Source organism: Bradyrhizobium sp. USDA3516, from assembly GCF_057651995.1.
In genome coordinates this window covers 96,661-110,223 of sequence record NZ_JBYGYN010000013.1, presented here as the reverse complement: position 1 = coordinate 110,223, position 13,563 = coordinate 96,661, and the positions used below count along the sequence as shown (strand labels likewise).

Below are 13,563 nucleotides of genomic sequence, written 5' to 3'. Positions count from 1 at the left end.
CTCATTCGATGATAAAGCCGGCGCTGCCGGTCAATCCTGGTGCGCTGGTGCGAGGCGCATCGCGGTCCCGCGGCGGCCGGGCCACCGTGTTCGTCAAAATGCGCCCCGCGTCTGACGGAGGTGAGATGCGGTCCGTCGGCGCACTCATCTTGTTTGGGTTCGATGCCGGCCGCACGATGTAGGGCGTGACAATAATGACCAGCTCGGTTTCACGTTTTTGAAAATCTGAGGAGCGAAACAGCGCCCCTAGGATCGGCACATCGCCGAGCCAGGGAAACTCGCGGATGTCAGTGTTGAAGTTGCGCCTGATGAGGCCGCCGATTGCAAAGCTCTGACCGCTGGCGAGCTCGACAACGGTGCTCGCGCGTCGCGTCGAGAGTGCAGGGACCGCCATGCCATTGATTCTGACTTCGCCTTCGCTCGACAATTCGCTGACTTCGGGTTTCACACGTATATTGATCTGATTGTTGTTAAGCACAGTCGGGACGAATTCCAGGCTCACGCCGAACTGCCGGAATTGGACGGAAACCTGTCGATTGTCCTGCATGACTGGAATCGGGAATTCTCCGCCGGCGAGAAAGCTTGCGGCTTCGCCGGACATTGCCGTCAGATTCGGCTCAGCCAGGATTGAGGCGAGGTGCTCGCTCGCGAGGGCGTCGAGAACAGCGCTGAGGTTGGTATTGCCGGCGCTAACCCCGATACCGATTGTGCCGCCGCCGCCGGCCGCGCCGGACCCCCCCTCTTTGCCGCTAATGAGGAAAGCGCCGCTTGGGCCGGAGGCAGTGAAGTGGATATTGAGATCCTTGACTGCGCTGCGGGAGACTTCTGCCACCCGTACGCTGAGATTCACCTGCAACGAGCCAGCGACCTGTATCTTGTTGGCAACCAGCGCGCCCGCCCCAAGAAACTGCTCAGTGACCTTCCTGGCGTTCTCGACAACATCGGCATTGGGCGCGGTCCCGCTAAGAATCGCGCCGCGGGGGGTATAGCTGACTTGTATCGGATAGTCGCCGACCTCGGCCTTCAGCGCGGCCCGCAGATCCTCGATCGGTTGAGTAACGACAATACGCAGCTCAGCCAGCGCCTCTCCCTTGTCGTTCAGGGCGAACAGGCTCGTCCGTCCCGACTTTTTGCCAAAGACGAAGATCGTGGTGTTCGACGGCGCCTGATAGTCCGCAATCGCCGGGTCCGCGACAAAAATGCTCGCAGCCGGTCCCGTCAGATGAACTGTCTTGCCCTGCGAGGATGTAAGGCTAAGCGTGCCAGTGCTGCTGCCAGATCCCGCGCGTGGCTGTTCTGCTTTGCCATCTCGCTTTGTCTGAGCTGTGGCAGCAAACGGAAATAACAGAGCGACTGCGCACAGGGCGTAGCAGAGACGGTGAAAAGTGGCATGGTGCGAGCGGCCTGCCACCATGGACGGCTCATCAGCGCAGGCGGCATTGTCAACGATGTTCAAGGGAGTATCGCTTTCAGGTTCGATTGGCTAGGCAGCCGAGGCTGCGCCAATGAGTTCAAGGGTGTAACCGACACCGCGCGCGGTCTTGATCCTGAGCGTTGCACCCGCCTGGCTCAAATGCGTGCGCAAGCGATAGATCCCGACTTCCAGCGCATTGGTCGAGACTTCGTCGTCAAATGCATACAAGCTATCTTCAAGCGATGCGCGCGGTACGGTACGGCCCGCTCGGTTGAGCAGATGTTCAAGAATGCACACTTCCCGGCGCGCAATTCTGAGGATACGACCACCGACCGATACCTGTCGCGCGATCGGATCGAAATGCAGATTCCCGAATGTCACCACCGGCGCCGTCATTTGCGTTGACCGTCGTAAAATCGCTCGCATACGAGCAATGAGTTCGTCGGTAGACACGGGCTTAGGCAGAAAATCATCCGCGCCCGCATTGAAAATCGCAATCCGCCGGCCGAGATCATTGAGACTGCTCATCATCATGGTGGGCATTGACCGTCCCTCGCGCCGCAACTGCTTCAGCCAGTCCAATCCGTCGCCATCGGGCAAAGCCGATTCGAGCAGGACCATGTGGTAGTTCGCGCAATCGAGCGCGGCCGCCGCCTCATCCAGCGTGCGTGTTACGTCGACGGCGAAGCCGCAACTTAGCAGCACTTCCTTCACGTGGCGGGCAAAGTCCGCATGATGATCAACCAGAAGAATTCGCATTTCATTGCCTCTCGTCCATCCACGAAGACCTGAGCGCGTCACGGTTGAGCGTGGGGCTCGATGGGACTGAGAGGAGGCTGGACTGGTGTGAGTTTGAACAGCCGAAACGAGAGGGTGGAGCGGACCGCTGTGGCCTGCTTACGGCGTCGGCGCCGCTCAAGATGCCCCTCATGCCAGATCTGATTTTGTTTAAGAGACTGGCAACCGCGGCAGCCCGCTGAAGCGTCCGTGGGCCGATCGCGGCCGTTCTTGCACGCACTGACCCGGCCCCCGCAGTACGAATCGCGCCGAGCCGCGTAAGCGAAACCAAAGCGCGGGAGACGATCGGATTTGTGGCTGAACAGATGAGCGAAACCGACATGGAAACTCCCCAATTCGTCTTGGTCTGCGGCCAGTCTTGCTGGGCTGTCGAGCCTGTCGTGTCGTGAAGTCACGACAGTGCAAGTCTTTCCGGTATTCATGGACACCTCACGCGAGGCAGCTGGCCACTGGCTTCACAGGCCGAGATGCACGCCGAAACGATCAATGCCCCTCGCGGTCGGAAGAGCACCCTCTCGCTCGGAATTGTTCGGACGCAAGGTGTCAACCGTGCTTAAGTTCTGACGCGCCCGAGGTCCCCGCATACGGCGCAGCCCGGCGAAAGCTGCGAGCCATTGCAGAAACGAGCTCCACAGTTTTGCCATCGCGCATAGATCCCGGTGCCTACACCAGAACCATTTCGCCTCACGGAGTGCACGGCGCCAGAACGATCGGATCTCGACTTCGGAGTTGGAGTGTGTCCCGCAAGGCCGAGATAGCCGCTGCCAGCGTTCTTCTCGCACGGCGCATCTTGATTCGCTTGGGATAGCATCGGCGCTGCATCCTTTGATCTTCACATGGGCGATGTGGGACGCTGGTCCTGGAGAGGAGCTATCCAGCAGCATGATTTGGCGGCGCAGCGGAGCATTGTTCTTTTGAGACGTTCGCAATTCTTGCTACCTGTCAGGAAGAGTTCACGCGAGCGGGGTCGGTGTCGCGGTTGTCAGAAATCCTACAATCTGACGCTAGGTGAGGTTCAAGTGCTTTTGACCGCTGGTCCGTGGCAGTGCTCTTGAACTCGCAAGGACTCTTTGGCCATGACGACACGTCCTAACCAAACTATCGAGTTGCGCGTCGCGCGCGTCCATCTCCTCAATGTCATGAGCATATCGTCGGTCCAAATCAAAGCTTAGCTTGAGTCAAAGGCGATGACAGTGTGTGAAGGCGGTGGTCTTTGCTGGCCCTTTAGGTGTGACGTCGCGGTCGTGCGGTCGACTTCGTGCGTGCGATTTCAGCAGGGGGACAGTGGCGCCCCGTAATGCGATCTGAGGCGCAGGAGCTAACCTCTGCGATGCAGCCGCCGGAGCTCGCGAGCTGTTTTAACAGGCAAGGGACTGGAAGGGTTGCGAAACGACATTCTTGAATGCTGCCTCCATGCATCACGAGCGACTATGGAGCTTTTAGGCAAGATCGGCAAAATCGATTGTTTTGATGGAACGCATCCAGGTGGCGAATAGACCATTGTGCTGCGGCACGGCTTGCCGCGCGAGTGAGACTTTATTGACTTGATCTTTGATACGATCCTGTTCGATCTCTTGGGATCGATCGCACCATCAATGGCAGGTCGAGGTGCGGAAACGATCGATGCGCGGCCTTAGCGGCTCGCGTCGTCTGAACGTTCTTCCGAATGGTGTCGGCGGCGGCTGGATCGATGCGAGGAGGCCGCAGCACTCGAATGAGGCCGGGGAAGAACAAACAATGGCACGTGTGTGTCCTCCGCCACAATGTCGGGTACCTCTTGCGATGTGGGCGCCCCTTCTTCCCTCGCACGGGTCAAGGGATAGGTATCAGAGCCTGTGGCCAAGCCATTATCGTTGTTCGTGAAGCGGGCTCGCGGGGATGACCCTTCCTTCGGGTGGTCATCTAGTCAGCATTAAGGGACCTACGAGCATGGCGCAGTCGCCAGTTGGACTAATCGTTACTCTCCAGTCTTCCGCTTGAAGGGATTGTCTTCGCTGGCGACACGATAGGTTTCCAAATTGCCGCCCAGGAACAAGCGCTCTGTCTCACTAGTTGGCGTTCTGCCAAGCGAGCACATCAAATCCACATCCCCATCGATGTTGTCGCTATCCTCCACATTCATTGCAAGGCCAATACTGCTCAGTACGTCGTCGGGCGTCCACACCGCAGACTTCGGCACGACGTAGGTATGCAGCGTGTTGGCATTGTTTGCGATCGCTCTCGACCAGTGGTCGCGGGAAACGCTGAGTTTCGAAGGGTCTTCGACCAACGACACGAATGGAGAAGCGATCTGACCGCGCATATGCCATCCAGCCTGGCGTGCCAGGTCCAGGGGATATCGCTCCAGAGGGTCCCCAATGGACGAATGATCTCGCGCCGTGTTACGAACGTGTGATATTGCAGATGTCGTGGCTTCCGTGCGCGGTTTGCAATCGCTGTCCTGGTTCTGGAAACGATGCAGCTTGAGATATGTTGATGCCGCTATATTGTCGTAAATGCGATCCCGGTCGACACTGTTGTCCGCCGCTGGCGTCCATCGCGCTGATTGCTTTTCGGCGAGGGCGATCTCGTTCTTGAGCTCTTGGAGCGTGGCGCCCATTAGCGTTGCCGCAAGCTGGGCGCGCGCGCCGACAAATGATGGGGCTGGATAGCGACTGGTTTCCGAGGCCGCCGCGCCTGGCCCAGACGAGGAGCTGGCGGCGGCGAAAGGTGCCGCTAAGGGGAGTGAAGCCGAGGTTGGGTAGACCGAATCTACATCGTCTAGAGTCAAGTCATGCAGCTGCTGCTCGAAGCTTGCTGGGTCGTTTGAACTGTGCGCCGGCGCGCTGATCTGGGCGTTAAGCTCATCCTGGGGCACGTGGACCCGGCGCGGCTCCTGTGGCGGGAAGGGAGTGTCTGCGGCATTTCCTGGATCAACATTCATCTCCGTCTCCCTTCGAAGTGCAGGCGGTCGGCGTCGATCGTTGCAGGTGCAGCTTTCGAGAAGCTGACGGACCAGGAAGGAGGTCATTTAGCTCTGGAAGGAATCGAATAGATTCAGGCAACGTGGCGAACGCACAGCTGGACGGAAGCCGCCCGAAGCGACGGATCATAATACGGTGCTGCCTTGTGCCTTCCGGCATTGGTGTTCGATCAGGTCGAGATCGGGTCCGCTGGGTGAGCTTTTTCGGACCGCCGCGTCGGGTTCGCTCCACCACCTCATTGCGGACGCTTCATCTAGGGAGACGGCCCTTGCACAGCAAGACGGGCGAACTGGCGCTTGCCGGTGGTCGAGTGTCTTTCGTAGATCGTCTCTTTATGCAGATGTGAGAACTGCATTCTCTCGCCCGTTAGGACTGCGACGGACAAGCGCAACGGGCTTCCGTTTTGTTGTTTCCAAGCGGAGGACGAGGCTGGATCAAATCGTTGTAGTCGACGTGCGCGAAGCTAAGCCACCTCGGCAAACCTGACCTACGAGGTTGTGATGTCGGAATAGCTATCACAGCGACTTGCGCCTCATTGCGACAGGCTGCTTTTGTACAGGCGCGAGCGCGCGTTTGTCTGGAATCAGACAAGTGGCTTGCGAGCACGACGTCGTTAAAAGCGCAATCTGCGGTACTTATCGAGGGAGAAGAGCATATGAAGTTTACTGGCCGAGCACTAACGATCCTGTTGTCCTTGCTTTCGGCCGCGACCGCGAGCGCGCCGGCGAGAGCCGACGAGCCCTCGCCGAAATACACCGAGGTGCTTAGTGCCCTCCAGGCGGGTAAGAATGTAAAGCTCATACTAGACATGAGCCGCTGTAGCACAGCGGAGGGTGGCAAGCCTGCGTCGGCGACGCAAGCCGGTCTGGTCATCAATGCCTTCAGGGTGACCGTCCAGAACGGCATCAGCTTCGCCAATGCTCATCAAACGGTCGACAGCTCCGGACATGCCGTGACCGAGTACATCCGCCATAGCCTTAGCCGCGAAGGCAAGCTGACGGTGCGAGCCTCGAAACTTGTCGTCGGGACCACCGAACTCGTGAACCAGGGCGAATTCATCTGCGAACTGCCGGATGGCGCAAAGTTCATCTGGTAACGAAGAGCATAGAGCAGGGGGCGCTTCAAGGACTTAATCCTTTAATCGCGCGGACACCTTCGCACGGATACGGATCCTTTCGATCGTCAGGAACGATCAGAGTGTTTCTGACGGTCGTTTCGTCGGGCGAGGATCAAGTTGCACGAACGTGCTGCTCAGGTAACTCATGAGGGCCGCCGATCTAGATTCGATATCAGGGATTGGAAGATCGGCGGTTCAGGCAGTCGTCGGATGGGGGGAGCAAGGCTCTCACTTGAACGCTTCAGATGAACTCGCCAAGGACGCCCTCACGCAGTCTCCGGTCATCGTAAGAACATTCCAAGTCGATCCAGCCGCGGGCTCGCGTTGATGACACTCGACCTAGGCCGCCCAGGATGCGCTCGTATCCTTCATCCGCCTCTTTGGGGGTCCTTTCACCTTGAAATCTCGGTGCTGCCGAATGCAGCCACAAGTTGATTGAACCATCCCGCTTAAGATCATTTGAGCTGGCCGCTATGGGTTTGCTCATTCGTAAACTGCGTTCGCGCGCAGATCGAAGCTCTCTGAGCAAACGATCCGTGGTTTCGGCAGCTTGGGCAACTGCTCGAGGTGCCGACGAGCACCTCGTTCAGGCAAATTGCGCGCCAACGGAAGAGCTGAGCGCGGCCATCGGTTGGGCTGATCGCGTTGTATCGATCCATGCTGCGGTCGGCGGGCATGGTTACCTCGTTCTGTCGCGACTCAGTTAGCTTCGCAAAACCTCGACCTGGCCAGGCGGAAAGTAGATTGAACAATGATCGGCAAGGGCGTTCCAACCCGCGGATAAGTGCGGCGAACTTTAGAGACGATACAGGTTCGGGCTGAAACTCTCATGTTTCCAAGCGCGGTACTCGGCCAGTCCCCCGCGCTGGCCAGTTGGGCCGGAGTATTATTGGTAGCGTGAAACGCTACTGTTTGATTCTTCCGAGCGTCGGAAAAGGCAAGTCACCCTTTCCGAGGCCTGTACCACTCAGTCGTTTGTTCCTGACGTTTTGTATGGATTAGATGCGCTAGCGGTCCGATAGTCATCCAGGTTCCCGCCCAGAAATAGTACCTCACGCTCCTCGGTTGGGGTATCGCTCACCCAAGCCAGAGCGGGTTCGTCATTCTCAGTCCCGTCCTCGAGAATACTGACGATGTCTTCCGCCGTCCATGTTGTGACTCTCGGGACCGTGTAGGTGTGCAACTCATTCGCGTTTTCGGCGATTGCTTTGGCGCCATACTCGTTGTCATCGTCCGGCGAAAGGAGCAGTTGTGAGGCCTCCTCGGACAGTGACACAAAAGGCGAAGAACTGGTACCTCCCCTCATGTGCTCTGCCGCTGTGCGACCCAGATCAAGTCGTTGGCCTCCCCAGATATTCCAGGGGGCGGCTTCGTAACGCAAAGCCGCCATGGAACGCAAATGGGCCATCGCGCTTTGACGGTCCAACGCATGTGGCTTGCAATGGCTGGCGTGGTTTTGAAAGCGCTCCAGCTCCACGTATGACGATCCCACCACGTCGTCGTAAACGCGGCCACTATCGACGCGGTCGACCAACGATCCACTCGCTCGTGACCATTTTGCTGATCTTTGCGCAGCGATTTCGATTTCTCTTCTGAGTTCCGCAATGTTAGCGCACGTCAGCGTTGCGGCAAGTTGAGCGCGCGTTCCGACAAAGGATGCAGCCGTGCACCGTTCATTCTCCAGGATAGCTTGCGCTCTCTTGTTACCGTCTGTTACCGTCCGGCTCGATCCAGCCCCGGGTGAAGCCAATGCTGCGAGGATTGGCTGAGACTCTCTAAGCCGCTGCTCAAAGTCTGCTTGCGCTGTCTCTTCCTGTTGCGGCTCGAGGTGATCCATCCGAGCCTCGGATCGGTTGACGTCCTCAAATGGGTCCATGTCGGTCTCCCTTTGCTAGCCTTGTCAATACATTCGTACGAAGTTGATCCGATAAGGATCAGAAACCGAGATGCCGGCAATGTCGATAAGACGCACCGGCTCCGGTTCTCGAACCGATCGGTGTGTTGAGGGCGTATGGGTCGGAGTGACCGCCGATCCTAGTCATTCTTCTGTTCCAGAGTGTGGGCCATCAAGTCGGCCTGCTGTCCGGATAAAGATGCTGCCATGCTAGAAGGCTTAGCTGTCGAACAGCTGACCAGACTCATTGCTTGAAGAAAACGCGGTCTCCTTTCCGGCTACCCCGCGAGCCTGTTGTTCATTGCAGAGCAGAGTTTGGGAGATAGGGCCATCGTCGCTATCCGCCACGCCAGCGCCGTGTGAAGGTCCGGGGAAAAGCAGCGCGGCCGAAGCGCCGCTATCGGTGAGCTTGAGCGGCGTGGAGAAGTATGCCTGGGCCAGCTTGCATCGGCTCCGAGTGGATCTTCTTTAAGTGCTCGTCAAGATGCTAGCTGTGATCCGAACAGCTGAGCCTGGCTGCAGACGTCGGGCTCGTGTCCGGGCCGGGGTGGCGTGAAGCTCATTCCTCTGTCGGGACTGCTGAAACGAGACCTCGCGTGGGTGCGCCGGCCGCTGGCCGTAAACAAGAGCCGGGCGTGCGATTGCGATTCACGCATCCGCAACACTGGGGAATGGCTTAACTGACAACATTAAAACGCTGTGCGGGCGCGAAACGTTGAACTGCCAACCAGAGCTTGGCCGGGCCACAAACGATTCGGGTGCATAGAATCCGCGGCGGCAAGAACTGGCACACGGGTGCCTCGGTTCGGAAAAAGAAAAACGGGGCGTTGACGCTTGCAGCCGATGCGCCACACAATGCACCACAACGTCGGTCGCGCCTTACAAGCATATCGCCCGCGCAAGCCTTTGGTGTGGCCGGCAGGCGCAGCTGAACAAAAAGTCCTAGGGCAATCATAAGTCTTCCTGGGTCGATCCAAAGCGACCAGCCCGGATAGCCGAAGGAAGCGGCTCTTGGCGCTCGCGGGGTTTCATTTCTGTTGCTAATGGCGGGACGGCGATGACTTAGGTCAGAACGCCGGGCCTGCGTTCGTCCACCATGCTCGCGCGCAGCGTGTCGTCCGTGATCTTTCTCGCTGGAGGTGGCCGCGGACCTCGAGGCGAGCCAGACGGTTCGAAATGGCATTGATGAAGCTGATAGCCTGCGATTCATCACGAAGGCGCGCCCGACCCCATCTGCCGGTAAGTGACGCATTCGATACCCAACTGAGTGATTTCGTGAACGGTGATGCTCCCGATGTTTTACGCTCCAAGGCGTTTGTCTTCAAAAGTAACTGAGTCCCGTGCACATATCGCGGCGCTCTCATGAGGGAGGCCTCGAGGACGGGCATTCCTGCAAAGTCGCGTCGCGGTCGGTCATCATGCCGATAGAAAAAGCGAGAACATGCAGCGCCTGCAGGACAATCAAGCGAAGATCCGGAGGCTCTTCGAATGCAGCAGGCGCCACGGTGGTGCAGAACAAAGCTCAGCGCCCAAGCATTGCCTTAACGAGGCATCTATAATCTAGAATGTTTCATCGCATTATTGGATGGTTGGCTTGGCGCGGCCTTATTGATCGGATGTCGCTTTGCAACGGGGCGGTATGCGGTTGATCAACGATGTCTCACGAAATCTGTGGTGTGTTCTCGAGCGCATCAATTCATGTCCCTCGCTTTGAGCCGGCGCTGCCAATTAAAGTCGCTGCAATCACGCAGCGCATGTTCGAGGAGCGTGATCCGAGACCATTTGGGCTAAGCGATGAACAGATAGACGTCGCAATAGAAGGGGATGCCAACAGACGATAGTAGATTGAAATACTCAACTATTGCGTTTGTATGGTCTCGACCTCTAAAGATCCTCTGGTCGATCCTTGCTCGCCCGATCGCGAGTCCAAACGTTCCGATCGCGAATGGGCATCAGAACACCTTGCTGAGAAGGAGCTGGCTCGTTGATGAATTCTGGAGCGCCGATGTGAGTGTACTCGTGTGGGATCAACTAGCCGCTGGAACTGGCTGTCACGACGGCGTCAATCGGCAACCGCCGTGGTCGAAGCTCTTGCGGGCTGCGCCCGCGCGCAGAACATCACAGCACGCAGCCGAATTCCTCTTCGGTGATAGTTCTCTAACATCAGCCGACGGTTTGTTATCCCTGCCTCTAATCGGCTGCCCGGCGCACATTCAGCGTGAGCTTGCGCGAAAGGGCAGGGTGGTCGCTGACATTGACTTGTCCTCAAGGCCCACCAAGTGGCTCAGAGGCCGCCGCATTAGGGGTTGTGATGTCTTCGGTTAACTCCATGCTTCATCTCGGCCTAAATCTTCATGGCGCTGGTGGCCATTCCGCCGCGTGGCGCTGGCCAGGTACAAATCCAAGCGCCTTTTTCGATATCGAGCACTACGTCCGGGCTGCGAAGGTTGCGGAGCGTGGTCTGCTGGATGCTGTATTCCTCGCCGATACTCCCGCGATAAGTTTCGACATTACGCACCAGCCACCGCTGAATGGGCTCGAACCTACCCTCGTTCTTGCGGTGATTGCACGCGAAACGCAGCGGATTGGCTTGATCGCGACAGCGTCGACGACCTACAATGAGCCATACAATCTCGCTCGGCGATTCCAGTCGCTGGATGTCATCAGCCGTGGCCGCGTTGCCTGGAACGCAGTCACGACGTCGAGCCCGGCGACGGTAGCAAACTTTGGCGGTCGAGAAGTCGGGCGAGCGGATCGCTACAGACGGGCCGAGGACTTCGTTGAAACGGTCCGTGCTCTCTGGCTGAGCTGGAGCGGCGAGGTGGTCATCGCCGATCAGGCTGCGGGAGTTTACGCAGATCAGAGTCAATTCCGCCTGCTCGATCCCGATACCAATAGTTTCGGCATCCGAGGCCCACTGACGCATCCCGCTTCGCCCCAAGGTCACCCAGTCATCGTTCAGGCGGGCGGTTCGGATCCCGGACTACGGCTTGGTGCCCGCAGTGCAGATGTCGTGTTTGCGGCCGCCGGGGACTTGACGACGGCTCTGCGGGAGGCAGAGCGCCTGCGTGCGCTCTCTCGGCAATTCGGCCGCCCTGCGGGTCCGCTCATCCTGCCGGGCCTTGTCACCTGTATCGGGGGCACCGAGAAAGAAGCGGCTCGTCGCAAAGAAAAGCTTGATGGGCTGCTCGATCTGGAGCGCGCCACTGGCGCCCTTGCAAGAAGCATGGGTGTGGCGGTCGAGAAGCTCAGCCTGGAAAGGCCAATCCCGGAGGAGGTTCTGCCTGATGCAGATCATGTTCCGTTTTCTGTCGGTCACCATCGCACGATTGAAGCTCTGGCGCGTCAAGGTCGGACGGTTCGCGAGATCATCAGCAGCGTTCAAGCTTTTGGCCACCGCTTGCTTGTGGGTACACCCGAGCAGATCGCGGAGTCGATTGAGGCATGGTTCCGCGCCGGCGCGGTCGATGGTTTCAACATCATTCCGGATGTTCTCACCGATGGCACTTCAGCGTTTGTCGACAATGTGGTTCCCATCCTGCAGAAGCGCGGGCTGTTTCGCAAAGAATATCTGGGACAGACACTGCGAGAGCATTTCGGCATCTCTACTCCGTTCGAGCCGGCACGAGCCACAGCGAGCTCACCGCTCTGACGCTTCCTCAACACCAAATCTCTGGAGCCTGGATATGCATTTAGCCAATGCGCGGTCAGCGGGGCGCTTCACTGGCAAGTCCAACCGTCAAGCAAGAACAGTAGCGGCTACCCTTGTCATGCTCTTGGGCCTGTCCCAATTGGCACCCAGCGTTCATGCGCAGGAAGGCTTTGCCGGCAGCGTCAAGCGAGGAGGCGTTATTCGTTACGGGCATTTTCAAGAGCCTGCCTGCCTGTTCGGAGGATGGGTGCAGCAATGGTATCTGCAACGCCAGTACAGCGACAATCTGGTTGCGCGCAACGAGGACGGCAAGATCTTGCCATGGCTGGCCGAGTCTTGGACCATCTCCGACGACAAAAAGGTGTACACATTCGAGATAAAGCCGAATGTAAAGTTCACTGACGGGACCGCCCTCGATGCGCACGCCATCGCTGACAATATCAACGGATGGCTCAGCAATAACCCCGATCTTCGCAATCCGACTGCTGCTCCCTATCTCGGCGAGAGCTTCGAATCGGCAAGGGCGATTGCTCCTCTGAGATTGGAAGTAAAATTGAAGGTGCCGTTCCAGCCCTTGCTGAACGTCTTCGCCCAATCCTCACAAGGCATTCTCTCGCCATCGGCACTCAAACGTGGACTTGCGGTCAATTGCGAGAACCCCGTCGGTTCAGGTCCATTCATTGTCGACAAGTGGCACCATGGGCGAGAAGTCACCTTCCGCCGCAATCCCGACTACAATTCGGCGCCGGCCACCGCAAAACATCAAGGGCCGGCTTACGTTGACGGGATTAGTTGGAAGTTTCTGCCAGATCAGACTGTCCGATACGGTTCGCTGATCGCGGGCGAGACCGATGCCATATACGACATTCCGGCTGTCGCATGGAAGGACGCCAACTCCCGCTTTCCAGTATTGCGGCACCTGACCGGGGGCACCCCTCTGCGCCTCGCTTTGTATACGGCCCGGCCCCCATTTGACGACGTGCTCGTCCGCAAGGCCTTTGCCTATTCTACTGACCGAAAGGCCGCGGTCGGCACATCCTTCCTCGGCTCTTTACCGTTCGAAGGCAACGGTGCGCTAAGTCAGAGCTCGCCGGAATACCTGCCTGAACTCGGGCAGTCCTATGGGTACGATATTCGCAAAGCCAATCAGCTGCTTGATCAGGCTGGTTGGACTGAGAGAAATCCTAACGGCATTCGCGTCAAGAACGGTCGTCCGCTGATCGTGCGCATTTCCTATTCGTACGCCTTTCTGAAGCCGGATGGCGAGCAAGCCTTGCAAGTTGTCCAGCAGCAGGCGAAGGCGGCCGGTTTTGACGTACGTCTTCAACCCACCAATCCGGCTGACTTCTTCGCCGGGAAAAACCTCGGACCCGATGATTATGAGGTCGTTCTCCTCTATTGGGTTGCCCCCGGCGCTGAGATATTCCGGATCTCGTGGAAGCCCGATCAGAATGGCGAGCCCAATCGCTTCAATCCCTCACGCTACCAGGATTTGATGCTTTGGGACATCATTCAAAGGGCGGAACAGAATTTCAATGGAGCTGAACGTACCGCCCTTTATCAGCAGGCGGAACGGAAGATCGTGGATGAGGCGCCCGTTATTGGCCTTACTGTGCTGGACGTAACTTTGGCGACCAAGCCGACCCTGAAAGACGTTTGGCTGGACCGTGGGTCAGTTGGCGAACCTGTCTTCTATGATGCGCATTTTGATGACAAGAAATGATG

General features: G+C 58.0%; 7 protein-coding genes. 3 read left to right on the top strand and 4 right to left on the bottom strand.

The genetic code is table 11. The features are described 5' to 3' along the window. Nucleotide 1: 1 nt before the first annotated feature. The 3 genes from AC24YW_RS32480 to AC24YW_RS32470 all read right to left on the bottom strand — a co-directional run bounded on the left by AC24YW_RS32480 (nt 2) and on the right by AC24YW_RS32470 (nt 5,135). Nucleotides 2-1,414 (bottom strand): type II and III secretion system protein family protein, encoded by a 1,413-nt coding sequence (locus tag AC24YW_RS32480; protein WP_404546122.1) that lies wholly within the window; start codon nt 1,412-1,414, stop codon nt 2-4. Between the two features lie 69 nt (nt 1,415-1,483). Continuing rightward, nucleotides 1,484-2,173 (bottom strand): response regulator, encoded by a 690-nt coding sequence (locus AC24YW_RS32475; protein ID WP_172787695.1) that lies wholly within the window; start codon nt 2,171-2,173, stop codon nt 1,484-1,486. 1,996 nt (nt 2,174-4,169) lie between these two features. Then, nucleotides 4,170-5,135, bottom strand: coding sequence for a hypothetical protein (locus AC24YW_RS32470; RefSeq protein ID WP_487486534.1), 966 nt, complete (start codon nt 5,133-5,135; stop codon nt 4,170-4,172). Nucleotides 5,136-5,830: 695 nt separating this feature from the next. Between AC24YW_RS32470 and AC24YW_RS32465 the strand changes: the two genes are divergently transcribed. Next, complete coding sequence (locus AC24YW_RS32465) at nt 5,831-6,271, top strand: VirK family protein (protein ID WP_487486533.1); 441 nt, start codon at nt 5,831-5,833, stop codon at nt 6,269-6,271. Nucleotides 6,272-7,259: 988 nt separating this feature from the next. On the opposite strand, the gene AC24YW_RS32460 is transcribed toward AC24YW_RS32465, so the two are convergent. Then, entirely contained in the window at nt 7,260-8,168 is a 909-nt protein-coding gene (locus tag AC24YW_RS32460) for a hypothetical protein (RefSeq protein WP_271596605.1), read from the bottom strand. 2,329 nt (nt 8,169-10,497) lie between these two features. On the opposite strand from AC24YW_RS32460, the gene AC24YW_RS32455 reads away from it, so the two are divergent. Next, a complete protein-coding gene (locus AC24YW_RS32455; RefSeq protein WP_370157573.1) occupies nt 10,498-11,838 on the top strand; it encodes an NtaA/DmoA family FMN-dependent monooxygenase in 1,341 nt (446 codons plus the stop codon). Between the two features lie 34 nt (nt 11,839-11,872). Continuing rightward, complete coding sequence (locus tag AC24YW_RS32450; protein WP_487486532.1) at nt 11,873-13,561, top strand: ABC transporter substrate-binding protein; 1,689 nt, start codon at nt 11,873-11,875, stop codon at nt 13,559-13,561. The last annotated feature ends 2 nt before the right edge of the window (nt 13,562-13,563 follow it).

Excerpts from the sequence above, each read along its gene's own strand:
- AC24YW_RS32475 (WP_172787695.1), bottom strand. The coding sequence starts at position 2,173 with ATGCGAATTCTTCTGGTTGATCATCATGCGGACTTTGCCCGCCACGTG.
- AC24YW_RS32455 (WP_370157573.1), top strand. The coding sequence starts at position 10,498 with ATGTCTTCGGTTAACTCCATGCTTCATCTCGGCCTAAATCTTCATGGC.
- AC24YW_RS32480 (WP_404546122.1), bottom strand. The coding sequence starts at position 1,414 with ATGGTGGCAGGCCGCTCGCACCATGCCACTTTTCACCGTCTCTGCTAC.
- AC24YW_RS32470 (WP_487486534.1), bottom strand. The coding sequence starts at position 5,135 with ATGAATGTTGATCCAGGAAATGCCGCAGACACTCCCTTCCCGCCACAG.
- AC24YW_RS32460 (WP_271596605.1), bottom strand. The coding sequence starts at position 8,168 with ATGGACCCATTTGAGGACGTCAACCGATCCGAGGCTCGGATGGATCAC.
- AC24YW_RS32465 (WP_487486533.1), top strand. The coding sequence starts at position 5,831 with ATGAAGTTTACTGGCCGAGCACTAACGATCCTGTTGTCCTTGCTTTCG.
- AC24YW_RS32450 (WP_487486532.1), top strand. The coding sequence starts at position 11,873 with ATGCATTTAGCCAATGCGCGGTCAGCGGGGCGCTTCACTGGCAAGTCC.